This is a genomic window from Streptomyces sp. NPDC056479, from assembly GCF_042795335.1.
Taxonomy (GTDB): Bacteria; Actinomycetota; Actinomycetes; order Streptomycetales; family Streptomycetaceae; genus Streptomyces.
Genome location: NZ_JBHTRZ010000013.1, coordinates 27,345 through 50,774 on the forward strand (window position 1 = coordinate 27,345; position 23,430 = coordinate 50,774).

22 protein-coding genes are annotated in these 23,430 nt (G+C 71.2%); 12 read left to right on the forward strand and 10 right to left on the reverse strand.

Translation table 11 applies throughout. From position 1 onward, the window contains the following. Positions 1-108 precede the first annotated feature (108 nt). Positions 109-1,869: an arginine--tRNA ligase gene (argS, locus tag ACFQ6S_RS39380; protein ID WP_383420796.1), complete on the reverse strand. Its 1,761-nt coding sequence runs from the start codon at positions 1,867-1,869 to the stop codon at positions 109-111. Positions 1,870-2,013: 144 nt separating this feature from the next. On the opposite strand from argS, the gene lysS reads away from it, so the two are divergent. Continuing rightward, positions 2,014-3,756, forward strand: coding sequence for a lysine--tRNA ligase (gene lysS, locus ACFQ6S_RS39385; protein WP_383420326.1), 1,743 nt, complete (start codon positions 2,014-2,016; stop codon positions 3,754-3,756). A 46-nt stretch (positions 3,757-3,802) separates the two neighbouring features. Here lysS and ACFQ6S_RS39390 read toward each other — a convergent pair whose 3' ends face one another. From ACFQ6S_RS39390 to ACFQ6S_RS39400, 3 genes are all read right to left on the reverse strand, one after another. Further along, positions 3,803-5,080 (reverse strand): DUF2637 domain-containing protein, encoded by a 1,278-nt coding sequence (locus tag ACFQ6S_RS39390; protein ID WP_383420328.1) that lies wholly within the window; start codon positions 5,078-5,080, stop codon positions 3,803-3,805. Positions 5,081-5,273: 193 nt separating this feature from the next. Next, positions 5,274-6,152: a DUF3558 family protein gene (locus ACFQ6S_RS39395; RefSeq protein WP_383420330.1), complete on the reverse strand. Its 879-nt coding sequence runs from the start codon at positions 6,150-6,152 to the stop codon at positions 5,274-5,276. A 137-nt stretch (positions 6,153-6,289) separates the two neighbouring features. Next, complete coding sequence (locus ACFQ6S_RS39400; protein WP_383420332.1) at positions 6,290-7,153, reverse strand: DUF3558 domain-containing protein; 864 nt, start codon at positions 7,151-7,153, stop codon at positions 6,290-6,292. A gap of 215 nt (positions 7,154-7,368) precedes the next feature. Here ACFQ6S_RS39400 and ACFQ6S_RS39405 point away from each other — a divergent pair, with 215 nt between their 5' ends. Then, positions 7,369-8,562 (forward strand): RtcB family protein, encoded by a 1,194-nt coding sequence (locus ACFQ6S_RS39405; protein ID WP_383420334.1) that lies wholly within the window; start codon positions 7,369-7,371, stop codon positions 8,560-8,562. Between the two features lie 50 nt (positions 8,563-8,612). On the opposite strand, the gene ACFQ6S_RS39410 is transcribed toward ACFQ6S_RS39405, so the two are convergent. Continuing rightward, positions 8,613-8,738, reverse strand: coding sequence for a hypothetical protein (locus ACFQ6S_RS39410; protein ID WP_383420336.1), 126 nt, complete (start codon positions 8,736-8,738; stop codon positions 8,613-8,615). Further along, on the reverse strand, positions 8,735-9,511 hold the full coding sequence (locus tag ACFQ6S_RS39415; protein WP_383420338.1) for an SDR family NAD(P)-dependent oxidoreductase: 777 nt from the start codon (positions 9,509-9,511) through the stop codon (positions 8,735-8,737). Before ACFQ6S_RS39415 ends, ACFQ6S_RS39410 begins: the two co-directional genes overlap by 4 nt. A gap of 104 nt (positions 9,512-9,615) precedes the next feature. Here ACFQ6S_RS39415 and ACFQ6S_RS39420 point away from each other — a divergent pair, with 104 nt between their 5' ends. Both ACFQ6S_RS39420 and ACFQ6S_RS39425 read left to right on the forward strand, forming a co-directional pair. Next, positions 9,616-10,050: an ester cyclase gene (locus ACFQ6S_RS39420; protein ID WP_383420340.1), complete on the forward strand. Its 435-nt coding sequence runs from the start codon at positions 9,616-9,618 to the stop codon at positions 10,048-10,050. A 104-nt stretch (positions 10,051-10,154) separates the two neighbouring features. Then, entirely contained in the window at positions 10,155-10,616 is a 462-nt protein-coding gene (locus tag ACFQ6S_RS39425) for a hypothetical protein (RefSeq protein WP_383420798.1), read from the forward strand. A gap of 36 nt (positions 10,617-10,652) precedes the next feature. Here ACFQ6S_RS39425 and ACFQ6S_RS39430 read toward each other — a convergent pair whose 3' ends face one another. Further along, positions 10,653-11,468 (reverse strand): DUF6597 domain-containing transcriptional factor, encoded by an 816-nt coding sequence (locus ACFQ6S_RS39430; protein WP_383420342.1) that lies wholly within the window; start codon positions 11,466-11,468, stop codon positions 10,653-10,655. A gap of 62 nt (positions 11,469-11,530) precedes the next feature. Here ACFQ6S_RS39430 and ACFQ6S_RS39435 point away from each other — a divergent pair, with 62 nt between their 5' ends. The 7 genes from ACFQ6S_RS39435 to ACFQ6S_RS39465 all read left to right on the forward strand — a co-directional run bounded on the left by ACFQ6S_RS39435 (position 11,531) and on the right by ACFQ6S_RS39465 (position 19,504). Continuing rightward, positions 11,531-12,133: a TIGR03086 family metal-binding protein gene (locus tag ACFQ6S_RS39435; RefSeq protein WP_383420344.1), complete on the forward strand. Its 603-nt coding sequence runs from the start codon at positions 11,531-11,533 to the stop codon at positions 12,131-12,133. 64 nt (positions 12,134-12,197) lie between these two features. Next, positions 12,198-13,283: an LLM class flavin-dependent oxidoreductase gene (locus ACFQ6S_RS39440; protein WP_383420346.1), complete on the forward strand. Its 1,086-nt coding sequence runs from the start codon at positions 12,198-12,200 to the stop codon at positions 13,281-13,283. Then, positions 13,280-13,882: an FMN reductase gene (locus ACFQ6S_RS39445; RefSeq protein WP_383420348.1), complete on the forward strand. Its 603-nt coding sequence runs from the start codon at positions 13,280-13,282 to the stop codon at positions 13,880-13,882. The genes ACFQ6S_RS39440 and ACFQ6S_RS39445 overlap by 4 nt, the downstream gene beginning before the upstream one ends. Positions 13,883-13,956: 74 nt before the next feature. Then, complete coding sequence (locus tag ACFQ6S_RS39450) at positions 13,957-14,676, forward strand: response regulator transcription factor (RefSeq protein ID WP_383420350.1); 720 nt, start codon at positions 13,957-13,959, stop codon at positions 14,674-14,676. Between the two features lie 36 nt (positions 14,677-14,712). Then, on the forward strand, positions 14,713-16,125 hold the full coding sequence (locus ACFQ6S_RS39455) for an ATP-binding protein (RefSeq protein ID WP_383420351.1): 1,413 nt from the start codon (positions 14,713-14,715) through the stop codon (positions 16,123-16,125). Positions 16,126-16,219: 94 nt separating this feature from the next. After that, entirely contained in the window at positions 16,220-17,485 is a 1,266-nt protein-coding gene (locus ACFQ6S_RS39460; RefSeq protein WP_383420800.1) for an ArgE/DapE family deacylase, read from the forward strand. 102 nt (positions 17,486-17,587) lie between these two features. Then, the gene (locus tag ACFQ6S_RS39465; protein ID WP_383420353.1) at positions 17,588-19,504 is read left to right on the forward strand and encodes a serine/threonine-protein kinase; all 1,917 of its coding nucleotides are present in this window, start codon (positions 17,588-17,590) and stop codon (positions 19,502-19,504) included. 21 nt (positions 19,505-19,525) lie between these two features. Here ACFQ6S_RS39465 and ACFQ6S_RS39470 read toward each other — a convergent pair whose 3' ends face one another. Further along, positions 19,526-20,128: an ABATE domain-containing protein gene (locus ACFQ6S_RS39470; protein ID WP_383420355.1), complete on the reverse strand. Its 603-nt coding sequence runs from the start codon at positions 20,126-20,128 to the stop codon at positions 19,526-19,528. Positions 20,129-20,175: 47 nt separating this feature from the next. Beyond that, entirely contained in the window at positions 20,176-21,678 is a 1,503-nt protein-coding gene (locus ACFQ6S_RS39475; RefSeq protein WP_383420357.1) for an MFS transporter, read from the reverse strand. Positions 21,679-21,847: 169 nt separating this feature from the next. Between ACFQ6S_RS39475 and ACFQ6S_RS39480 the strand changes: the two genes are divergently transcribed. Further along, on the forward strand, positions 21,848-22,513 hold the full coding sequence (locus ACFQ6S_RS39480; RefSeq protein WP_383420359.1) for a TetR/AcrR family transcriptional regulator: 666 nt from the start codon (positions 21,848-21,850) through the stop codon (positions 22,511-22,513). Here the strand turns inward: ACFQ6S_RS39480 and ACFQ6S_RS39485 are convergent. Continuing rightward, positions 22,473-23,405: a LysR family transcriptional regulator gene (locus tag ACFQ6S_RS39485; RefSeq protein ID WP_383420360.1), complete on the reverse strand. Its 933-nt coding sequence runs from the start codon at positions 23,403-23,405 to the stop codon at positions 22,473-22,475. The two genes, ACFQ6S_RS39480 and ACFQ6S_RS39485, sit on opposite strands and share 41 nt — an antisense overlap. Between the last annotated feature and the right edge of the window lie 25 nt (positions 23,406-23,430).

The following is a 23,430-nucleotide window of genomic DNA, read 5'->3' on the forward strand; positions in this document are numbered from 1 at the left end:
GGAGACTAGCCCTTCCCCCCCCTTCCTCCACCCCCCGCCACAACAACAGGACCCCGCTCCCCCCCCCTGGGGGGGGGGGGCCCCCCCGCGTCCGAATTCCTGAGGCGCTCAGAGCCGCTCGGGCGTCCGGATGCCCAGCAGGGCCATGCCCTCGTGGAGGGTCCGGGCCGTCAGCTCGACCAGGAACAGCCGGTTCTCCGTCTGCTCCGGGGTCTCGGCCTTGAGGACCGGGCACTGGTCGTAGAAGGTCGTCAGGTGCGACGCCAGCTGGTACAGGTAGGCGGCCAGCTTGTGCGGTGCGTACTCCGCGGCCGCCTCGAAGACCGTGTCGCCGAACGCGTCCAGGTGCAGGCCCAAAGCCCGCTCCGCCGGGGCGAGTTCGAGCTCCGGGTGCGCGAGAGGGGCAGCTCCCCCTGCCTTGCGCAGGATCGACTTGATACGGGCGTACGCGTACTGGAGGTAGACCGACGTGTCGCCGTTCAGCGACACCATCTGGTCCAGGTCGAACTTGTAGTCACGGTTCGGCGACGTCGACAGGTCCGCGTACTTCACGGCGCCGATCCCGACGTACCGACCGTTCTCGACGATCTCCTCCTCGGTCAGGCCCACCTTCTCGGCCTTCTCGCGGACGACCGCCGTCGCCCGCTCGACCGCCTCGTCCAGCAGGTCCTCCAGACGTACGGTCTCGCCCTCACGCGTCTTGAACGGCTTGCCGTCCGCGCCGAGCACCGTGCCGTAACCCATGTTGTGCGCGGTGACGTCGTCGCTCAGCCAGCCGGCCCGCCGGGCCGTCTCGAAGACCATCTTGAAGTGCAGCGACTGCCGCACGTCCACGACGTAGATCAGCGACGTCGCGTGCAGGTCGGAGACGCGGTTGCGGATCGCGGTCAGGTCGGAGGCGGCGTAGCCGAAGCCGCCGTCGGCCTTCTGCACGATCAGCGGGACCGGCTTGTCGTCCTTGCCCCGGATCTCGTCGAAGAAGACGACGAGCGCGCCCTCGGAGCGCACCGCGACACCCATCTCCTCCAGGAGGCGGGCGGTCTCGGGCATGCCGTCGTTGTACGCGGACTCGCCGACGATCTCCTCGTCGCGGATCTCCATGTCCAGCTTCTCGAAGACCGAGTAGAAGTAGACCTTCGACTCGTCCACGAACTGCTGCCACAGCTCGAGGGTCTCCTTGTCACCGGACTGCAGGGCGACGACCCGCCCCCGGGCCCGCTCCTTGAACTCCTCGTCCGAGTCGAAGACCGCACGCGACGCCTTGTACACCCGGTTCAGGTTGCTCATCGCCTGCTCGCCGTCGACGTCGGCCGCGGGGGCCAGCTCGCCGGGGTGCTCGAACAGGTGCTGGATGAGCATGCCGAACTGGGTGCCCCAGTCGCCGATGTGGTGCCGGCCGATCGTCTTCTCGCCGGTGAAGTCGAGCATGCCGCGCAGGGCGTCGCCGATGACCGCCGACCGCAGATGGCCGACGTGCATCTCCTTGGCCACGTTCGGCTGGGCGTAGTCGACGACCGTGATGCCCGCGTTCTCCTTCAGCGGCACGCCGAGACGCTCGGCGTCCGCGTGCCGTGCGGCGAGGTTCTCGGTGATCGCCCGGTCGGCGATCGTGATGTTGAGGAAGCCGGGTCCGGAGACCTCGACGTCCTTGATCACGTCACCGGTGACGATGTTGCCGACGACCTGCGTCGCCAGCTCCCGGGGGTTCGACTTGGCCTTCTTGGCGAGCGCCAGGATCCCATTGGCCTGGAAGTCGGCCCGGTCGCTACGTCGCAACAACGGGTCCGCGTCGGCCTCCGGCCGGGTGGCCGAGAGTGCGTTCGCGAGACGCTGCTGGACTTGATCGGTGAGCGACTTGACCGAGGTCATGGGATGGGTGCCGTTCTCCTCGTGGGAATCGATAGACACGCTCAGTATCCCATGGGGGGTAAAGCGGTTTTCCCGGGCGCGATGCCGTCTGGGAGAATGGGGCGCCGGCCGTTGACCGTACGGCTGCCCTGGAGAAAGAAGGACGTGCCGATCGTGGCTCAGAGCACCGAGACCACCGACTGGGTCTCCCGTTTCGCGGATGAGGTCATCGAGGAGTCGGAGCGTCGGGCCCCGGGCAAACCGGTCGTCGTCGCTTCCGGACTCTCCCCCTCCGGACCCATCCATCTGGGCAACCTGCGCGAGGTCATGACCCCGCACCTGGTCGCCGACGAGATCCGGCGCCGCGGGCACGAGGTCCGGCACCTGATCTCCTGGGACGACTACGACCGCTACCGCAAGGTGCCGGCCGGGATCGCCGGGGTCGACGAGTCGTGGGCCGAGCACATCGGCAAGCCGCTGACCTCCGTCCCGGCGCCGGCGGGCTCGCCGTACCCGAACTGGGCCGAGCACTTCAAGGCGGCGATGGTCGAGGCGCTCGCCGAGATGGGTGTGGAGTTCGACGGGATCAGCCAGACGGCGCAGTACACCTCCGGCGTGTACCGCGAGCAGGTCCTGCACGCCATGAAGCACCGCGGCGACATCGACGCTGTTCTCGCCCAGTACCGGACCAGGACGAAGGGCGGCGCGAAGAAGTCGCAGAAGCCCGTCGACGAGGCCGAGCTGGAGGCCGCCGAGGGCTCCGGGGCGGCCGGCGAGGACGACGGCAGCTCCGGCTCCGCCGGGTACTTCCCGTACAAGCCCTACTGCGGCAACTGCGAGAAGGACCTCACGACCGTCACCTCGTACATCGACGACACCACCGAGCTGTCGTACACCTGCAACGAGTGCGGCTTCGCCGAGACCGTCCGGCTCAACGAGTTCAACCGCGGCAAGCTGGTCTGGAAGGTCGACTGGCCCATGCGATGGGCCTACGAGGGGGTCGTCTTCGAGCCGAGCGGCGTCGACCACTCGTCGCCGGGTTCGAGCTTCCAGGTCGGTGGCCAGATCGTCGGGATCTTCGGCGGCAAGCAGCCGATCGGGCCCATGTACGCCTTCGTGGGGATCTCCGGGATGGCGAAGATGTCGTCCTCGCGGGGCGGGGTGCCCACGCCGGGCGACGCGCTGAAGATCATGGAGCCGCAGATCCTGCGGTGGCTCTACGCCCGGCGGCGGCCCAACCAGTCCTTCAAGATCGCCTTCGACCAGGAGATCCAGCGGCTCTACGACGAGTGGGACAAGCTGGACGCGAAGGTGGCCGACGGCTCCGCGCTGCCGGCCGATGTCGCCGCGCACTCCCGTGCCGTGCGTACGGCCGCCGGTGAGCTGCCGCGCACACCGCGGCCGATGCCGTACCGGACGCTCGCGTCCGTCGCCGACATCACCGCCGGGCACGCGGACCAGGCGCTGCGGATCCTCTCCGAGCTGGACCCGGAGAACCCGCTGGCCACGCTGGACGAGGCCCGCCCCCGGTACGACAAGGCCGAGGCGTGGATCAACACGCAGGTGCCCGCCGACCAGCGCACCATCGTGCGCGGCGAGCCCGACGCCGAGCTGCTGAAGTCCCTCGACGAGGCGGCCCAGCAGTCGCTGCGGCTGCTGCTCGACGGTCTCGCCGAGCACTGGTCGCTGGACGGGCTGACCCACCTCGTCTACGGCGTGCCCAAGGTGCAGGCCGGGTTCTCCGCGGACGCCACGCCCAAGGAGCTGCCGGCCGAGATCAAGACCGCCCAGCGGACGTTCTTCGCGCTGCTGTACCACCTGCTGGTGGGGCGGGACACGGGGCCGCGGCTGCCCACGCTGCTGCTGGCGGTGGGGCAGGAGCGGGTGCGGCGCCTGCTCGGCGAGTAGCGCGGGGGTTCGTTGAGAAGGGGTCCTCCTCGGAGGGCCCCTTCTCTCATGCGATGTGGTCTTCTTCCAGCTCCGTGTTGAAGCGGGCCTGGAAGCGTTCCGTGAGGGTCTTCAGCTCGCTGACGCTCAGTGTGGAGCCGTACGTCGCCTGGATGTTGTCGCCGAGGACGCGGGGGGTGGGGAAGCTGCCGTCGATCGACTGGCGGAAGACCTGGTAGTAGTCCTCGTCGGTCGGTTCCGGGGCCTCCGGCGGGCCGCCGCCCTCGCCGAGCTGGCGGGTGCGGTTGCCGGTGACCGGGATCGGGAAGGTGCCGGTGTCCTCGGGGGAGGGTTCCTGGACGGGCGGTTCCTCCGGGAACCGCTCCTGGTACTGCTCGGCCTGGAGCTGCTCCTCGTACCACTGCTCGTAGTGGTTCTGGGGGTTGTACTGCGGGTTGTAGCTGCCCTGGTACTCGACCTGGCGGGGGGTGTTGAACCAGTCCTGCAGGTATTGCTGCTGCTCGGCGTCCAGGGCGCCGACCAGCTCGGGGCGCTGCTCGCCGGGAGGTGCCGCTCGCTCCGGGCCGGGCGCCGCCACCGGGGCACGACCACCGGCGGGCTGGGCGGCCGCCGCGGGCGCCGTGTCCAGCGCCTGCTTGGGCGCCGGCGGCAGCAGCGCCGGCTCGATTCCCGCCGCCGCCAACCCCGCCGGAGCGGTGTCCGCCAGCGGGACGCCGTACTTCGCCAGGCGCAGCGGCATGAGGGACTCCACCGGGGCCTTGCGGCGCCAGGCGCGGCCGAAGCGGGAGCGCAGCCGGGCCTGGTACACCAGGCGCTCCTGCTCCAGCTTGATGACCTGGTCGTAGGAGCGCAGCTCCCACAGCTTCATGCGGCGCCACAGCAGGAAGGTCGGCAGGGGGGAGAGGAGCCAGCGCGTGAGGCGGACGCCTTCCATGTGCTTGTCGGCCGTGATGTCCGCTATGCGGCCGATCGCATGGCGGGCGGCCTCCACGGCCACCACGAACAGGATCGGGATCACCGCGTGCATGCCGACGCCCAGCGGGTCCGGCCACGCCGCCGCGCCGTTGAACGCGATCGTCGCGATCGTCAGCAGCCAGGCGGTCTGCCGCAGCAGCGGGAACGGTATTCGGATCCAGGTCAGCAGGAGGTCGAGGGCGAGCAGGACACAGATGCCCGCGTCGATGCCTATCGGGAAGACATAGCTGAAGTTCCCGAAGCCCTTCTGGATGGCCAGCTCTCGGACGGCCGCGTACGAACCGGCGAAGCCGATGCCGGCGATGATCACTGCGCCGAACACGACCACGCCGATGAGAACGCGGTGCATCCGAGTCAGCTGCGGTGGCCCGGCCACTCGTACTCCCCTCCCCTTGCGTGTTGTTGCGCGCAACAGGGTGGCACATCCCTACGGCGTCCGTTCTCCCGGTACGGAGCGAGCCCGGCCCGAGGACGGGCCGGGCTCACGCAAAGGGCCTGGCTGAGCTGCGAGTTGTGACCCGGCGGTGGGCCGGGTGTGACGGTCAGCTCTTCTTTGCCGCTGACTTGGAGGGGGAGCTGGATGCCGCCTTCGACGGGCTCTTCGAAGGAGACTTCGACGCCGACTTCGAGGGGGCGCCGCTCGGCGTGCCCGCGTCGCCGCCGCCGTTCGCCTTCGCCACCGAGGCCACGATCTCCTTGGCCGCCTTCTGCGCGAGCTTGTTCAGCGCGTCCGCGCTGGGGGCCTTGTCACCGGCGAGACCGGCGCCGTTGTAGTCGAGCGTGACGACGACGTTCTCGACCCGGGTCACGACCGTCTCCTGCTTGAAGGTGCCTTCCTTCTTCTTCAGGTCGTAGCGCACCGCCGTCGCCTCGTCGCCCACCCCGGCGACCGGCTCCGACTTGGTGCCCTTCGCGCCGGACACCGACTTGGCGTCCTGCAGCTGTGTCTCGTAGTACTCCCGTGCCAGTTCGTCGCCCGAACCGCGGGTGACGTCGGACTCGAAGCGCAGCAGGGAGACGTTGAGCCAGCGGAACTGCGAGCCCTTCACGCCGTTGTTGTCCAGGCTGCTCCAGGAGCAGGAGCCGCGCGTCGCCGCGTCGCCCGAAGAGCCCGTCTTGCCGGACTTGGCCTCCGGGACCAGGTCCTCCAGCGTCTTCTTCGCCAGCACCTTGCACGGCTCGGGAAGCGCCTTGTACACGGCCGCCTGCACCGTCGGCGACGGGCTCCCGGACGGCGACGCCGAGGTCTTCGTGCTGCCGTCGGCGGCCTTCTCCTGCGAGCCGGAGTCCGAGGAGCACCCCGCGGCGACCAGCATCACGGGGACGGCCGCCGCGCAGACAAGGGCGCGGCGCAGGCCCCTCGCCCGCCGCTCGCGCTTCTCATCCCGGTCCTGCTGGTCACGCTCTACTGCTCGCTGCATGGTTCCTTCACTCATGGCTGACACTCGTGGTCCCTGCGGTCGGATCGGATCCGAGGGGCCACGGTACGCGGTGAAGGAGCTGTGTGGTCTCGTTTCGGTTACGTCGCACAAGGGGGCGGAGATGTGAAAGCGGTGCGCTAGTCCCCGAGCGCGTCCGCCAGTTGTGCGGCCAGTTTCTGGGCCCTGTCCTGCATTTCCTCGCTGTCCGGGACCGTGCCGACGGTGGCCGGCTGCTCCTCGTACTCGATCGTCACGATCACGTTGGACGTGCGGAACGCCACAGTCACCGTGCGCTGCTGCGCCGTCGAACCCGAGCTGCTGAGCGCGTCGTCGATGAAGGCCTCGTCGGCGAGGTCGTCCAGGACGCGGGGCTGGAGTTCGGCCGAGGGCGTGCCGTCGGTGGAGGCGGACGTGGAGGGGGAGCCGGAGGTGGAGGCGGAAGGGGAGGACGAAACGGACGGGGACGCGGAGTTCGAGGGCGAGGAGGACGGTGAGCCGCTGGGGTCGGCGGACCCGGAGCTCTCGTCGTCGACGGTGTCGGTGCTCGTCGGCACGGGCAGGTCCGCGGCCGTCTGCCTGGTCCCGAAGAGCTGCTCCGCCTCGCTGTCGTCGCTGACCGCGCCGGTGTACGACACGACCCGCTCGAAGTCGATGAAGAGGTGGTCGGTGGCGTCGGCCGACTCGACCTTCCAACGGCAGCCGACCTTGCGGTCGGTGTCATAGGTGAGCGTCGGTGTGCCCTCGTAGGCCTTCTCGCGCTGCTCGGCGTCCGTGATCTCCCGGATGCCCGGCAGCAGCGAGTCGAGCGTCTCCTCGCCGGGCACGCCGCACGGTTCGGGCAGCGTGCGGTAGCGGCCCGGTTCGGCCGTCGCGGCCGCCGTACCGGAGTCGCCGGGGTTGGAGTCGTCGGCCGTGCCGCTGGTGTCGGAGCTGCCGGTGCAGCCGGCCAGCAGCGCCGCGAGGAGCGCGGCGACGCCGGATACGTAGGCCTTCCGCTGCACGGTCAGGCTCCTCTCGACGGTGGGGGTGTGGTCGGTCGGTTGCCGGTCTTCAGTGTCCCCGCTGGTTATTCGCTTGCCGCGCGGGGGCGCCCGCTGGAGACAATGTGTATCGCACGCACAGCCGTGGACGCCGGTCCGTTGTCCCTTTTCATCGACCTTGGCGCCGGTTTTGCGATTTCAGACTTGTATGTGATTTCCGGGGGAATGAGGACGATATGTCGTACGTGGAAATGCCGGGCGCGAAGGTTCCCATCCGTATGTGGACCGACCCGGCGACGGTCGAGGACGTGGCGCTGCAGCAGCTGCGGAACGTCGCGACCCTGCCGTGGATCAAGGGCCTCGCCGTGATGCCGGACGTGCACTACGGCAAGGGGGCGACGGTCGGGTCCGTCATCGCCATGCGGGGCGCCGTGTGTCCCGCGGCGGTGGGGGTCGACATCGGCTGCGGGATGTCGGCGGTGAAGACGTCGCTGACGGCGAACGACCTGCCGGGGGACCTGTCGCGGCTGCGGTCGAAGATCGAGCAGGCCATTCCGGTGGGCCGGGGGATGCATGACGCCCCCGTGGATCCGGGGCGGATGCACGGGTTCGCCACCGCCGGGTGGGACGACTTCTGGGGGCGGTTCGACGGGATCGCGGACGCGGTCAAGTTCCGTCAGGAGCGCGCGGGCAAGCAGATGGGAACGCTGGGAAGCGGTAACCACTTTGTCGAGGTCTGCACGGATACGGACGGTTCCGTCTGGTTGATGCTGCACTCCGGTTCCCGGAACATCGGCAAGGAACTGGCCGAGTTCCACATCGGCGTGGCCCAGAAGCTCCCGCACAACCAGGGCCTGGTCGACCGCGACCTCGCCGTCTTCGTCGCGGACACCCCGCAGATGGCGGCGTACCGCAACGACCTGTTCTGGGCGCAGGAGTACGCCAAGTACAACCGCACGCTCATGATGGCGCTCCTGAAGGACGTGGTCCGCAGGGAGTTCAAGAAGGCGAAGCCGACCTTCGAGCCGGAGATCAGCGCACACCACAACTACGTGGCCGAGGAGCGCTACGACGGCATGGACCTGCTCGTGACCCGTAAGGGCGCGATCCGGGCGGGCTCGGGCGAGTACGGCATCATCCCGGGCTCCATGGGCACGGGTTCGTACATCGTGAAGGGCCTCGGCAACGCGAAGTCCTTCAACTCCGCCTCGCACGGCGCGGGTCGGCGCATGAGCCGGAACGCGGCCAAGCGCCGGTTCTCGACGAAGGACCTGGAGGAGCAGACACGGGGCGTGGAGTGCCGTAAGGACTCCGGTGTCGTGGATGAGATCCCGGGCGCCTACAAGCCGATCGAGCAGGTCATCGACCAGCAGCGGGATCTCGTGGAGGTCGTGGCGAAGCTGAAGCAGGTTGTTTGCGTGAAGGGTTGACGCACAAGGCCCCCGGTGTGAACCGGGGGCCTTGCTCGTGTTGACGAGGCTCACTTCGGCGCGTGCGTCACCGCGTAGATCATCACGAACGCCACGATGTGGATGCCGAACAGGAAGTAGCCGAGCCACCACCACATCTGGCGTTCGTCGTGCGGGTCCTTCCGGTCCGGGGTCACAGTTCCCGGTGCACCTTGCTGTTGGACGCCTGGGCGCGGGGGCGGACGACCAGGAGGTCGATGTTGACGTGGCTGGGGCGGGTGACCGCCCAGGTGATGGTGTCGGCCACATCGTCGGCCGTGAGGGGCTCCGCAACGCCCTGGTAGACCTTGGCTGCCTTCTCCTTGTCGCCGCCGAAGCGGGTCAGGGCGAACTCGTCGGTCCTGACCATGCCGGGGGCGACCTCGATGACGCGGACCGGACGGCCGACGATCTCCAGGCGGAGCGTCTCGGCGAGGACATGGGCGCCGTGCTTGGCGGCGACATAGCCCGCGCCCCCCTCGTACGTGCTGAAGCCGGCCGTGGAGGACAGGACGACCACCGTGCCGTCGCCGCTCGCCTCCAGCGCGGGGAGCAGGGCCTGGGTGAGGTTCAGGGTGCCGATGACGTTCGTCTCGTACATCGTGCGCCAGTCGGCGGGGTCGCCGGTCGCGACCGGGTCGGCGCCGAGCGCGCCGCCCGCGTTGTTGACGAGGACGCCGATCGTCTTGAAGGCCGTCGCGAACTCGTCGACCGCGGCGCGGTCCGTCACGTCCAGCTGGTAGGCCGTCGCCGAGTGGCCGGCCGCGTTGATCTCCTCGGCGAGCGCCTCGATGCGGTCCTTGCGGCGGGCGGTCAGCACGACCCGGTAGCCGGCCGCGGCGAGCTGTCGGGCCGTGGCGGCGCCGATTCCGCTGCTCGCACCGGTGATGACGGCGATGCGGGAGACGGCGGACGGTGCGGCGGTGGCCATGGCTGCTCCTAGTGGGTGGTCGAGTCCGGAGACCGTCCGGCCAGGATAGGCGGGCGGTGCGGTGGGACAATGAGACGGGTGATCCTCAGAGCAGGAGGTGGATCATGGGACAGGCACGAGAGGTCATGGACCGGCTCACCGCAGCGATCACCACGGCGGACTCCGGGAGCCTCGCCGAGCTCTACGCACCGGACGCGGTCGCCGTCACCCCCGACGGCGGGGAGCTCCACGGGCGGGACGACATCACCGAGTACTGGCGTCAGATGACGCAGGCGGTCCCGGACGGCACCTACGAGTCGGTGCACTCGTACGAGGTCGGCGACACCGCCATCGACGAGGGCGTCTTCACCGGCCGGAACACCGGGCCGATCCAGTTGCCCGACGGCCGGACACTGCCCCCGACACAGAAGGAGATCAGGATCCGCGGGGTGGACCTCGCCACCGTCGACGAGAAGGGGCAGATCGTCGACTACCGGCTCTACTTCGACGAGATGGACTTCCTGGCACAGCTGGGACTGCTGCCGGACGAGCCGGCCTGAGCCGCCGCCCGGTCCATTCACCTGTTGGACGGCGCCTGCCGGCCGCTCCGCGGTGGGATACATGCGTACGACCACGTGGAGCGAGGAGCGGGCGTATGCGGCGGATGCGGATTGCTGTGGTGTGCGGTGCGGCCGTGGTGACGGCGGTCGGCGGGATGGCGCCGGCCGCCGGAGCGCTGGGCGGTCCCGAGGCGGAGCTCGCCTATCACGGCTCCGTCGACATGGTCGCCGGCGGCGTCGACGTACGGTTCACGCCGCACAATCCAGGGCCCGGCGCCGTACCGGACTCGACGGTGCGGATCCGCTGGTCCGAGCCGCTGGCGGACCGGCAGTCCCTGCCGGAGGGGTGTGCTCTGGCGGGTGAGCGTGCGGTGCTGTGCCGGGTCGCGGCGCTGCCCGCGGACGGCGTCGGGGAGCGGCTGGACCTGCGGGTACGGCTGCGGGAGGCACCGTCGGAGGTGCTGCTGGAGTTCGACACGGTGCTCACCGGCGGGGCGGTGGAGGCGAAGCGGAGCGAGCAGCAGCGGGTGCTGGTGCTGGACACCGGGGACACGTACTACTTCTGACGTCCGCCGGCCGGTCCCGCCCCCGGTGCCGGGGAGTCAGCGCACGCCCTGCGCGTACGCCGTCGGCGGCACCCCCACCGTCGCGGTGAAGTCCCGCACCAGATGGGCCTGGTCGGCATAGCCGAGCTCGGTGGCGAGGGTGGCCCAGTCGACGTCGTCGCGGGTGGCGGCCTGTTCCAGGGCTTCGTGGATGCGGTAGCGGAGCAGGACCCATTTCGGGCTGACGCCGACGTACGTCGAGAACAGCCGTTGCAGCGCCCGCACCGACATGTCCTGTGACTCGGCGAAGTCGCCGACGCGGCGGACCGTGCGGTCGGCGCGGATCCGCTGGACGAGGCTCATGGCGAGGTCGGCCTGGGGGTCGGGGGCGCAGGGCAGAGCCAGCACGAAGGCGTCGAGGGCGGCCGCCCGGTCCAGGTCGTCGGCGGGGGCGACGATCGCGCGGGCGGCCTCACCCGTGGCCCCCGGGAACACCTCGGCGGCGGGCAGCGCACGGCCCGTCCCCCGGGACACCGGGGTCTTCGGGACGTACGGCCGGAAGCCGCCCGGCCGGAACTTCACCCCGCAGACCCGGCCCCGGCCGGTCAGCTTCCGGGTGAAGAGACCCAGTGCCACGCCGGTGACCTCGGCATACGGGGGCCTCTCGTCCTCGTCCCACTGGAAGGTGAGGTTGACCGCCGGGTGCGGGAGGACGTGGGAGGCGTAGGGCGTGGGCAGGTCCCAGTCGATGAGCCAGTACCACTCGATGTACCGGCGCAGCGGCTCGGCCGGCTCGTGGCGGCGGAACCGTACGTGGTTCAGCAGCCCGGACGGGTCGACGATCCCGCGGGTGTCGTGGCGGGGTGCCTCCATGGGCGGATCGTACGTCGCGTTTCTTCAAGATGGGCAGTCGTGGAGGTCCCTACGGTCGGAGCATGGACACGAACCCTGTGAAGACGTACGGCATCGGTGAGCTGCTGGGCCTGGCACGGGAGCGGGCGGTTCCGGTGGTGCGGGGCATTCCCGACGCGACGCTCGCCGCTCCCACGCCCTGTGCCGAGTACGACGTACGGGCGCTGGTCAATCACCTCTTCCAGGTGATCGTGCAGTTCCAGCGGCTGGCCGTGAAGGAGGCCTCGGACTTCGGTGAGACGCCCGACCGGGTCGCCGAGGGTCCCGAGTGGCGTGAGCGGCTCGCCCGGGAGACGGACCGGCTGGTGAGCGCCTGGTCCGCGCCGGGTGCCGAGGAGGGCACGACGGGCGGGATGAACATGCCGGCGCGGCTGGTCGGCTCGATGGCGCTGCTGGATCTGACGGTGCATGTGTGGGACCTGGCGCGGGCGACGGGCCAGGCGTACCCGGGGGCCGACCAGGCGGTCGTGGCGGAGCTGTCCGGCGCGGTGGACGAGCTGGCGCCGACGGCCAGGAAGATGGGGGTGTTCGCGGAGCCGGTGCCGGAGCCCGAGGACGCGTCGGCGTTCGAACGGCTGCTCGCGCGGACCGGCAGGGATCCGTACTGGCGAGGCGCTGGGGAATAGTCCTCGGGCGGTCTCGGTTCTCCGGGTATAGTTGAACCGTCAACAACCTGGAGGATGAGCGACCATGCAGTTCGGGATCTTCAGCGTCGGCGATGTGACGCCGGACCCCACCACGGGCCGTACGCCGACCGAGCGTGAGCGCATCAAGGCCATGGTCGCGATCGCGCTGAAGGCCGAGGAGGTCGGGCTCGACGTCTTCGCGACCGGCGAGCACCACAACCCGCCCTTCGTGCCGTCGTCGCCGACGACGATGCTCGGCTACATCGCGGCGCGGACGGAGCGGCTGGTCCTCTCCACTTCCACGACCCTGATCACCACCAACGACCCGGTGAAGATCGCGGAGGACTTCGCGATGCTCCAGCACCTGGCCGACGGCCGGATGGACCTGATGATGGGCCGCGGCAACACCGGCCCGGTCTACCCCTGGTTCGGTCAGGACATCCGGCAGGGCATCAACCTCGCCATCGAGAACTACGCCCTGCTGCACCGGCTGTGGCGCGAGGACGTCGTGAACTGGGAGGGCAAGTTCCGTACGCCGCTCCAGGGCTTCACGTCCACGCCCCGGCCGCTGGACGGCGTGGCGCCGTTCGTCTGGCACGGCTCGATCCGCTCGCCGGAGATCGCCGAGCAGGCCGCGTACTACGGCGACGGCTTCTTCCACAACAACATCTTCTGGCCGGCCGACCACACCAAGCAGATGGTCGAGCTGTACCGCAGCCGGTACGCCCACTACGGGCACGGCACGCCCGAGCAGGCGATCGTCGGGCTGGGCGGTCAGGTCTTCATGCGGAAGAACTCCCAGGACGCGATCCGCGAGTTCCGGCCCTACTTCGACGTCGCGCCGGTCTACGGGCACGGCCCGTCGCTGGAGGACTTCATGGACCAGACCCCGCTGACCGTCGGCTCCCCGCAGCAGGTCATCGAGAAGACGCTGGGCTTCCGCGAGTACGCCGGTGACTACCAGCGCCAGCTGTTCCTGATGGACCACGCCGGGCTGCCGCTGAAGACCGTGCTGGAGCAGCTCGACCTGCTCGGCGAGGAGGTCGTGCCGGTGCTCCGCAAGGAGTTCGCGAAGGGCCGCCCGGCCGGCGTCCCCGACGCCCCCACCCACGCTTCCCTCAAGGCCGCCCAGGAGGTGACCGTCGCATGAAGCTCGTCGTCGTGTCCGCGGGGCTGAGCGTCCCCTCCTCCACCCGGCTGCTGGGCGACCGGCTTGCGGCCGCGGTGGGCCGACAGGCCCCCGCGCCCGTGGACGTCGAGGTCGTGGAGCTGCGCGACCTCGCCGTGGAGATCGCGCACAACTTCACCAACGGCTTCCCCGGGCGCCAGCTGGCCGCCGCGATCGACGCGGTCACCTCGGCGGACGGGCTGATCGTCGTCACGCCGGTGTTCTCGGCGTCCTACAGCGGACTGTTCAAGTCGTTCTTCGACGTGATCGAGCAGGACGCGCTGGCGGGCACGCCGGTGCTGATCGCCGCGACCGGCGGCACGGCCCGGCACTCGCTGGTCCTGGAGCATGCGCTGCGTCCGCTCTTCGCCTACCTGCGGGCCGTGGTCGTCCCGACCGGCGTGTACGCCGCGTCGGAGGACTGGGGCGCCGAGGGGCTGGACGGGCGGATCGAGCGGGCCGCGGGCGAGCTGGCGGCGCTGACGTCGGGACTGACCGCCGGACGACCTGCGAAGAAGGCGGCGGAGCCCGAGCTGGTGCCCTTCGAGCAGCAGCTGGCGGCCCTGCGACCGGCCGGGTGAGAGGCCAGTAAGAAGGGCACCCGGTGAGCCGCTCATCACGTCGTACGACCGCGGGGGCTTGGCAGTATGAACCCGTGCCCCAGACTGTTCTCCTCGCCGAAGACGACCGCGCCATCCGCAACGCCCTGGAGCGGGCGCTGACGCTGGAGGGCTATCAGGTCACCGCGGTCGCCGACGGCGTGGAGGCGCTGGCGCAGGCCCATCGCACGCCGCCGGACGTGCTCGTGCTCGACGTGATGATGCCCGGCATCGACGGACTCCAGGTCTGCCGGGTGCTGCGCGCCGAGGGCGACCGCACCCCGATCCTGATGCTCACGGCGCTCGTGGAGACCCAGGACCGTATCGCCGGCCTGGACGCGGGCGCCGACGACTATGTGGTCAAGCCCTTCGACGTCGAGGAGGTCTTCGCCCGGCTGCGCGCCCTGCTGCGTCGCACGAGCGAGGCGAACGGCGCCCCCGTCGACGTACCGAGGCAGGCACCCGGGCCGTCCGGCCGGCTGATCGAGGCGGCCGGGCTGCGGATGGACCCGCAGGCGCGGCGGGCCTGGCGGGGCGCGCGGGAGCTGGAGCTGACCCGGACCGAGTTCGAGCTGCTGGAGCTGCTGGTGCGCAACGCCGGCATAGTCCTCGACCACTCCACGATCTACGACCGCATCTGGGGCTACGACTTCGGCCCCGGCTCCAAGAACCTCGCCGTCTACGTCGGCTATCTGCGCCGCAAGCTCGACGAACCGGGCGCGCCCGCACTGATCCACACGGTGCGCGGGGTGGGTTACGTGCTCCGGGAGGACTGAGTGGGCGGCCCGGCCCGCCGTCGGCTCGCACGGCTGATGACCACGCGCCTGCTGACCGGACGCCGGCGGACCGGACTCGTCTCGCTGCGCTCCACCTTCGCCGTGTCCTTCGCCGCCGTGACCGCCGTGGTCACCGTCCTGGTCGGGCTGCTGTCGTACACGGCCGCCGCCCGGCTGGTGCGGGTGGACCAGGAGTCCGTGTTCGACGAGGTCGTGCAGGATCTGCGCGGCGAGGTGCGGCAGCGGCCGATGCGGCCGGAGGACTTCTCCTCCTCCGCGCCCGGCCACGATCTGGTACGGCCCGCCCGGACCGACGTCCAGGTGCTGGGCCCCGACGGCGCGGTCGTCGACCCGGGCCGCCCGGGGCTGCCGGTCAGGGCCGCCGACCGGGGGATCGCGGCCGACGGTACGGCCGGGCGGATGGTCCAGCACAAGGACGTCGACGTCGGCAGTGACGTCTACCGGGTCGCGACCGTCGCGCTCGGCGGCGGGCGGGGCGCGGTGCAGATCGCCCAGGAGTTCAGCGACACCGAGGACCTGCTGCGGGCGCTCCAGCAGCGGACGCTGCTGCTGATGGCGGCGGTGGTGACACTCGCGGGACTCTTCGGCTGGTGGCTGGCCCGGCGCATCACCCGCCGCCTGGTCGTCCTCACCGACGCCGCCGAGGACGTCGCCCGCACCCGGCAGCTCGGCATCCAGGTGCCCGTCACCGGATACGACGAGGTCGGCCGCCTCGGCCGGGCCTTCGACCGCATGCTGGGGCGGCTGGCCCAGTCGGAGGAGGACCAGCGGCGCCTCGTGCAGGACGCGGGCCACGAGCTGCGCACCCCTTTGACGTCGTTGCGTACCAACATCTCCCTGCTGCGCCGCATCGACGAACTGCCGCCCGAAACCCGCGACGAGCTGGTCGCCGACCTGGGTCAGGAGGCACGCGAACTGACCGATCTGGTCAACGAGTTGGTCGATCTGGCGGCCGGGCAGTCCGACACCGAACCGGCCCAGCGGGTGGACCTCGCCGACATCGCCGAGGACGTCGCGGGGCTCGCACGGCGCCGTACGGGACGACGGATCCTGGTCCGGGCGAGCGGCGACACGACCACCTCCGGCCGGCCCGGGATGCTCCAGCGGGCGGTGACCAACCTCGTCGAGAACGCGGCGAAGTTCGACCGCGACGGCACCGCCCCCATCGAGATCAACGTCGCCGGCCCCGCACGCCCGGGCACCGTCCGGGTCGAGGTCCTCGACCGGGGTCCGGGCATCGCCGAGGACGACCTGATCCGGGTCTTCGACCGCTTCTACCGGGCCGCCGACGCCCGCTCGCTGCCGGGGTCGGGGCTCGGGCTGTCGATCGTGCGGGAGGTGGCCCTCGCGCACGCCGGGGCACCCTTCGCGTTCCGGCGGGACGGCGGCGGGACGGCGATCGGGTTCACCGTGGGCGGCTCGGGCTGAGGCGGTTCGCGCTCTCTCGGATCTCCCCCGAATGGGTCACCATCTGATCGGGCGGACCGGTGTCGTGCCGGCGGCCGAGGGGAGGAGCGTCGTCGTGCTGAGTGGCGTGGAGAGTGCGGTTCTGGCCGGGATCGACGAGGCCTGGATCGGGCGGACGCTGGTGGAGCTGATCGCCGTGCCGAGTGTGACCGGGAGCGCGGCCGAGTCGGAGTTGCAGCATCTGCTGGCGGGGCGGCTGGAGCGGCTCGGGCTGGACGTCGACCTGTGGTCCATGGATCTGGACGCGCTGCGCGCGGATCCCGCCTTTCCGGGGACGGAGGTGGAGCGGGAGGAGGCCTGGGGGCTGGTCGGGGTGACGGAGGACGGCGGCGACGGGCCGGCCTTCCTGATGCAGGGACACGTGGACGTCGTACCGCCGGGGGACCTGGATGCGTGGGACGGCGATCCGTTCGTGCCGAGGGTGCTCGGGGACGTCGTGCACGCGCGGGGCGCCTGTGACATGAAGGCCGGTCTGGTGGCCCACCTCGCGGCGCTCACCGCGATCCGGGCCGCCGGGGTTCGGCTGCGCGGGCGGATCGGCGTGCACTTCGTGGTCGGCGAGGAGGACGGCGGCCTCGGCGCCTTCGGCACGCTGCGGCGCGGCCACCGCGGGGACCTGTGCGTCATCACCGAGCCGACCGGCGGCGCCCTCGTCACCGCCAACGCCGGCGCGCTGACCTTCCGTCTCGCCGTGCCCGGCAAGGCGGCGCACGGCAGCGCCCGGGACCAGGGCGTCAGTGCCATCGACGGGTATGTGCCGCTGCACCGGGCACTGGCCCGGCTGGAGACCGAGCGCAACCGGGACGCCCATCCGCTGATGGCCGAGCACCCCATCCCCTACGCCCTGTCGGTGGGGACCGTGCGGGCCGGGGACTGGGCGAGCAGCGTGCCCGATCTGCTCGTCGCGGAAGGCCGGTTGGGGGTACGGCTCGGAGAGGAGCCGGCCGAGGCGCGGGCCGCCTTCGAGCGCGTCGTCGCCGAGGCGTGCGCCGACGACCCCTGGTTGCGCGCGCATCCGGCGACCGTGACCTGGCCGGGCGGGCAGTTCGCCAGCGGGCGGCTGCCGGCGGGGCATCCGCTGCCCGACGTGATCCGGGGCGCCCGTGCCGACGCCGGGGGAGCCGCCGACCTGCGGGAGTGCGGGGCGCCGTACGGCAGTGATCTGCGGCTGTACGCCGGCGCGGGGATCCCGACGCTGCAGTACGGGCCGGGGGACATCCGGGTGGCGCACAGCGCGCGGGAACGGGTGTCGGTCACCGAAGTGGTGGAGGTGGCACGGACGTTGGCGGTGACCGTGCTGCGGACGGTCGGCACGAAGTGAGCCCGGGTGCAGCCACGCGCCTTGCGAGGGCCCTGTGCTCGTCCGCATGAAGTCCCGTGAAAACGGTCACTGTTGGGCGAGCGCTCCGTACACTCCGTGACCGTGTTGACGCTGAAGGCCGGGCACGAAGTCGCCGGCCGCTACCTCCTCAGGGAACCCATCGGCAGGGGCGGGATGGGCGTCGTGTGGCAGGCCTGGGACGAGACGCTGAAGCGGACCGTCGCGGTCAAGTGCGCGCGCCCGGACGACGAACAGGCCGCCAGGAGACTCAAGAAAGAGGCCCAGTACGCCGCCCGGCTGCACCATCCGAACATCGTGCAGGTCTTCGACTTCGTCGAGGAGGCGGACGAGGGATCCGGCGAGGCCACCTGCTGGATCGTCATGGAGTACGTCCCCTCCCGCAGTCTCGCCCAGCTCGTCGAGGACGGCACGCTGCCGCCCGAGGAAGCCGGGTCCGTCGGCTGCCAGATCGCGGCCGCGCTGGCGAAGTCCCATGCCCAGGGCGTGGTGCACGGCGATGTCACGCCGGAGAACATCCTGGTCACCGAGGACGGCGTCGCACGGCTGGCCGACTTCGGCATCGCGCGGGCCCTGCGCAGCGACGTCACCCTGACGCACACCGTCACGGCGGGCGTGGTGCGGGGCAAGCCCAAGTACCTCGCGCCCGAGCTGGCCAGGGGGCGGCCCGCCGACGAGAAGGCCGACGTGTTCTCCCTCGGCGCCAGCCTGTTCGCCGCGGTCGAGGGGCACTCGCCGTACGGCGAGGTCGATCACCCCATGGCCTACATCGCCCGCGCCATCGAGGGCCACCTCGAACCCGCCGAGCAGGCCGGCCGGCTCACCACCCCGCTCGCCGCGTTGCTGGAGCCGGACGCCCGGCGCCGCCCCGACGCCGCCGAGGCGTACCGGCTGCTGACCCGGGCCGCCCCGCCGCCCCCGGAGGTCCAGGGCCGGCTGGTCGACCACAACACCCTGCACCTCGCCTCGCTCACCCTGCGGCTGCCGCGTGCCGTACGGCGTCGGCGGCGTCCCCTGGCGCTGGCGGCGGGCGCGTTGGTCGCGGCGGCGGCCGTCACGGCCGGGATCCTCCTTGTGCCGGGCGACGACGACACGAGCCGCGCGTCCGACCCGAAGCCCTCCGCCACGGCCGCCGCGCAGGCCGGCGCCATCGGCGACATCCGTACGGCCAACCCATGCGGGCTGCTCGACGCCGCCTCGCTGAGCCGCTTCGGAGACACCGAACTCGACCCGGATTACGGCGAACTGGACCGCTGCGACGTGCTCGTACTCGGCGACGACGGGGACGAGGTCGCCGGTGCCGAGGCCAACTTCCTCAGTGAGGCCAGGGAGTTCGACGGCGGCGTGCCCGTCCGGCGGGTCGGCAACGTCCGGGTCGTCAGCCTGACGCGCGTCGGCGACCACTGCGAGCGGTACATCCGGACCTCCGACCGCCGGGGGATCATCATCCGCGGGGAGCGGCGGGAGGCCGGAGCCCCCGATCCCTGTGCCCTGGCCGACGCCGCCACCGACTACGCGGTCACGGTGCTGGACCGGGGCCCGGTGCCCCGGCGCGCGGAGTCCTGGCCGGCCACCTCGCTCGCCCGCCTGGACGCCTGCAAGCTGCTCGACACCACCGCGCTCAATCGCGTACCGGACCTACGGACCCGGCCGTCGGACTACGGTTTCGCCAACTGGGACTGCGAATGGTCGAGCGCGGACGGCGACAGCGCCTTCGTGGAGCTGACGTTCACCCGGGACAACCATCTGGAGGACAACGGCCGGCCGAAGTCCCTGGCCGGGACCACGGGTTACGTCTCACCGGAGGAGGAGGGCGACCGCTCCTGCGTCGTCGACGTACCGCACCGTGCGTACACCAACTCCGTCGGAGACCGGACGATCGAGATGTTCCGGCTGACCGTACGGGGGCAGCGGCCGGCCGAGGAGGAGTGCGCCACGGCCGAGACGCTGTCCGTCACCGCGCTGAGGAACATCGCGGAGCGACTGCCGAAGGACGAGTGAGCTGCCGCTGGGCGTGCGCCGTCAGTCCGTGGTGGGCCGGGTGCGCCGGGCGTACGCGCGGGCCGCGCGGGCTCGGTCGCCGCAGCGGGTGGAGCACCAGTGGCGGCGGCCGTGGCGGAGCAGGTAGCGGTTGCAGGGAGCGGAGCCGCAGGCGGTGAGGCGTTCGGCGTCCGGGGAGGTGAGCAGGTCGGCGGCGTCGGCGGCGAGGGTCGCCAGGGCGTGGTCGACGATCTCCGTGGTGGGGTGCGGGGCCGCGCGGTAGGGGCCGTCCTTCTCGTCCCACCGCAGCAGCGGGGCCGTGGGCACCCTGGTCAGCGCGTCGTTCACGGCGGCCAGGGCGGCGGGCAGCGCGGGCAGCGCCGCGACCCGGGCGTCGAACAGCGACCGGAGCTGTTCCCGCAGCGACCGCAGCTGCGCCGCGCACATCTCCCGCATCCCCGCGTCGACGGGAGCGAGCCCGAGGCCGACGAGCCACTGGTTCGCGGCCGCCGGGGTGCCCAGGAGGTCGACGTACTGACCGCCCGGCAGTGCGAGGACGCTGTTGACGAGGGCCAGCGACGGGTACTGCTCCGCGCCCGGCGCGGGGGGCAGGGGCGGCTCGGCGGTCTCGGTCATGGCTCTCATGGTACGGAGTGCGGGGATCCGTGAGATGAGGGCGGGAAGCCTCTGGCTCACATGTGCACCACGGGTGCCGCGTCGGGGTCGGTGGCCGGTGCTCCGCGCCGGTAGAGGACGACGCTGACGACCAGGCCGACGACGAAGAAGACGGCCGACCACCAGTAGGCGGTGGAGTAGGCCTCCAGACCGGCCTGCGCCTGCACGGCGGGGTCCCTGGGGTCGCGCCCGACGAGGTAGTCGGTGGCGGCGCCGGTGGCCAGGGTGTTGAGCAGGGCGGTGCCGATCGATCCGCCCACCTGCTGCATGGCGTTGACGGTGGCCGAGGCGACCCCGGAGTCCTTCGCGTGCACGCCGGCGGTGGCCAGGCTCATGGCGGGCGCCATCACCAGTCCGAGGCCCAGGCCCGCCACGATCAGCGGCGGCAGCACATCGGTGGCGTAGCCGCTGCTCAGGTCGAGGGCGGTCATCCAGACCATGCCGGCGGCGGCCACCCCCATGCCCAGCGGCACGATCGGCTTGGGGCCGATCCGCGGGATCAGCACGCTGGAGGCAAGCGTGGAGGTGAGCATCAGCGAGGCCACCATCGGCAGGAAGGCCAGGCCGGTCTTGATGGGCGAGTAGCCCAGGCTCTGCTGGAGGTAGTAGGTCAGGAAGAGGAAGACACCGAACATGCCGGCGCCGCTGATCAGGACGGAGACGAAGGAGGCGCCGCGGTTGCGGTCCAGCAGGATGCGCAAGGGCAGCAGCGGGTGCGCGGCGCGGGTCTGCCACCAGGTGAAGGCGGCGAGCAGTACGGCGCCGGCGGCCAGGAAGCCCCAGGTGGCCACCGAGCCCCAGTCGTGGCTCTCGGCGTTGGAGAAGCCGTAGACCAGGCAGAACAGTCCGCCGCCGACGAGGACGGCGCCGGGTATGTCGATGCTGACGCCGCGGTCGCGGGTGGTGCGCTGGAGCAGGACGGCTCCGCCGACGAAGGCCACCGCCGCGAAGACGAGGTTGACGTAGAGGGTCCAGCGCCAGTCGAGGTGCTCGGTCAGGACGCCGCCGAGGAGCAGGCCGATCGCACCGCCGGCGCCGGCGATGGCGCCGTACACGCCGAAGGCCTTGGCGCGTTCCTTGGCGTCGGTGAACGTCGTGGTCAGCAGCGACAGCGCGGCCGGCGCGAGCAGGGCGCCGAACAGGCCCTGGGCGGCGCGGGAGACGACGAGCATCTCGAAGCTGCTCGCGGCACCGCCGACGGCGGAGGCCCCGGCGAAGCCGACCAGCCCGACCAGGAAGGTCATCTTGCGGCCGAAGAGGTCGGCGAGGCGGCCGCCCAGCAGAAGCAGGCTGCCGAAGGCGAGGGCGTAGGCGGTGACGATCCACTGCCGGTCCCCATCGGAGAAGCCCAGGTCCTTCTGGGCCGAGGGAAGGGCGATGTTCACGATCGTGCTGTCCAGCACCACCATCAGCTGGGCCACGCCGATCACGGCGAGGACCCACCAGCGATGTCGGGGTGGTGCCTCGGCGGGCGGGCGCGGCGAGGTGCTGACGGAGGTGCCGGCGGGGGCTTGGGACATGACGGGCTCCGCATCATGAGGGTCAAAGGGTCATGACGGTGGGGAAACGGAAGGTCGTCTGACGACTGTCAGATTCTCCTGACATCTGTCAGATTAGCTTCCGTCTGACAGGTGTCAAGTAAACTGTCGGTGACCCCGCAGTCGGGGGCGGGCAGTGAGGGAGGCAAGGGTGGGCGCGAGAGCCGAATCCGCTCGGCGGCCGGGACGCCCCGGCGCGGACACACCGGCGGTGCCGGAGGAGGAGAGCATCCTGCAACGCGGGCTCGAAGCCTTCGCGGAGCTGGGATACGACCACGCCTCCGCACGGGAGCTGGCCCGCCGCCTGGGCGTCAGCCACAACTTCATCAACGACCGCTACGGGTCCAAGGCCGCCTTCTGGCGCGCGGTGGTCGACTACGTCCTCGGGGGACACCTGAGCCGTATGCCCGAGGTGGATCCCTCGCTGGACGACGTCGAGCAACTGCGGCTGATCATCACCGGCTTCTATCAGGGCGCGGTGGACTCACCGCTGGTCGGGCGGCTCTTCGTCGAGGAACTCAACCGCGACACCGAGCGGTTGGACTATCTGTACGAGCACTACATCACGCCGATGCTGGAGACCCTCGCCCCCAGCATCGAGCGGCTGGTGGCCTCCGGACGCATGGCACCCATCCCGACGGACGTGCTGTTCTTCGTCGTCATCCCGCCGGTCTCGGGAATGGTGGAGGTGCCCCTGGCCCGACGCCTGGGCCGGCCCGCGCACCCCTCGCCGGAGCAGCTCACCGCCACGGCCGAGACGCTGGCGGCGCTGGTGGTCAACGGGCTGCTGGCGACCGGGCCGGTGGCGCGGGGCTGAGTTCCGGGCCCCGGACGACCCCGAGGACGTCCAGCATCGCCCGGGTCGCCGGGCTGGGGTTGAAGCGGCTCCACACCAGGTACTCCAGGCGATGCGGTCCGTCGAGCACGCGGACCAGCGCCAGTTCCGGGTCGCCGGCGGCAAGCGGGCCGACGTACGCCGACGGCAGCAGCGCGATGCCGAGCCCGCGTGCGACCAGCCGGGAGATCAGCTCGACGACACCGGCCTCGTAGGCGACATCGCGGACCAGGCCCGCCGCGGCGAAAGCCCGGTCGGACTGGGCACGGGCGGGCGTCCCGGCCGCGAAGTCCACGAAGGTCTCCTCGGCGATCTCCTCCAGCGTCACCCGGGAGGCCCCCGCCAGCCGGTGCCCGGCCGGCACGACCAGGGCGTGCTCGTCGTGGTCGAGGACGAGGGCCTCCACACCGGACGGCCGTTCGCCCTCCGGCAGTCCGAGGAAGGCGATGTCCAGCTCCCCGTCGCGGACCGCCGCGGCCAGCTCGTCACTGCGCCCGGAACGCAGGACGACGTGCACATCCGGATACCGCGCGCGATAGCGCTGCAGCAGATCCGGTACGTCGACGGCGGCCGTCGTCACGATCACGCCGACGGCGAGCCGGCCGCGCACCACCCCGGTCGCGGCGGCGGCATCCGCGACCGCGCGGTCGGCAGCGGCCAGACACTCGCGCGCGGCGGCCACGAACGCCACTCCGGCGCTGGTCGGTTCGACGCGGCGGCTGGAGCGGGCGAACAGCTTGACGCCGAGCTCCCGTTCCAGGCCGGCGATCCGGTGGCTGAGGGACGACTGCACCACGAAACAGCGCTCCGCCGCGCGCGTGAAGTTACGGGTTTCGGCGACGGCGACGACGTACCGCATCTGCTGGAGATCCATCCATCCATCGTCTTCATTCATAGCT

What these genes read in the sequence shown, in the direction of transcription:
- argS (WP_383420796.1), bottom strand. Translation starts at nt 1,869, where the DNA reads ATGACCTCGGTCAAGTCGCTCACCGATCAAGTCCAGCAGCGTCTCGCG.
- ACFQ6S_RS39390 (WP_383420328.1), bottom strand. Translation starts at nt 5,080, where the DNA reads ATGCACCGCGTTCTCATCGGCGTGGTCGTGTTCGGCGCAGTGATCATC.
- ACFQ6S_RS39395 (WP_383420330.1), bottom strand. Translation starts at nt 6,152, where the DNA reads ATGCAGCGAGCAGTAGAGCGTGACCAGCAGGACCGGGATGAGAAGCGC.
- ACFQ6S_RS39405 (WP_383420334.1), top strand. Translation starts at nt 7,369, where the DNA reads ATGTCGTACGTGGAAATGCCGGGCGCGAAGGTTCCCATCCGTATGTGG.
- ACFQ6S_RS39415 (WP_383420338.1), bottom strand. Translation starts at nt 9,511, where the DNA reads ATGGCCACCGCCGCACCGTCCGCCGTCTCCCGCATCGCCGTCATCACC.
- ACFQ6S_RS39420 (WP_383420340.1), top strand. Translation starts at nt 9,616, where the DNA reads ATGGGACAGGCACGAGAGGTCATGGACCGGCTCACCGCAGCGATCACC.
- ACFQ6S_RS39425 (WP_383420798.1), top strand. Translation starts at nt 10,155, where the DNA reads ATGCGGATTGCTGTGGTGTGCGGTGCGGCCGTGGTGACGGCGGTCGGC.
- ACFQ6S_RS39430 (WP_383420342.1), bottom strand. Translation starts at nt 11,468, where the DNA reads ATGGAGGCACCCCGCCACGACACCCGCGGGATCGTCGACCCGTCCGGG.
- ACFQ6S_RS39435 (WP_383420344.1), top strand. Translation starts at nt 11,531, where the DNA reads ATGGACACGAACCCTGTGAAGACGTACGGCATCGGTGAGCTGCTGGGC.
- ACFQ6S_RS39440 (WP_383420346.1), top strand. Translation starts at nt 12,198, where the DNA reads ATGCAGTTCGGGATCTTCAGCGTCGGCGATGTGACGCCGGACCCCACC.
- ACFQ6S_RS39445 (WP_383420348.1), top strand. Translation starts at nt 13,280, where the DNA reads ATGAAGCTCGTCGTCGTGTCCGCGGGGCTGAGCGTCCCCTCCTCCACC.
- ACFQ6S_RS39455 (WP_383420351.1), top strand. Translation starts at nt 14,713, where the DNA reads ATGACCACGCGCCTGCTGACCGGACGCCGGCGGACCGGACTCGTCTCG.
- ACFQ6S_RS39470 (WP_383420355.1), bottom strand. Translation starts at nt 20,128, where the DNA reads ATGAGAGCCATGACCGAGACCGCCGAGCCGCCCCTGCCCCCCGCGCCG.
- ACFQ6S_RS39475 (WP_383420357.1), bottom strand. Translation starts at nt 21,678, where the DNA reads ATGTCCCAAGCCCCCGCCGGCACCTCCGTCAGCACCTCGCCGCGCCCG.
- ACFQ6S_RS39485 (WP_383420360.1), bottom strand. Translation starts at nt 23,405, where the DNA reads ATGGATCTCCAGCAGATGCGGTACGTCGTCGCCGTCGCCGAAACCCGT.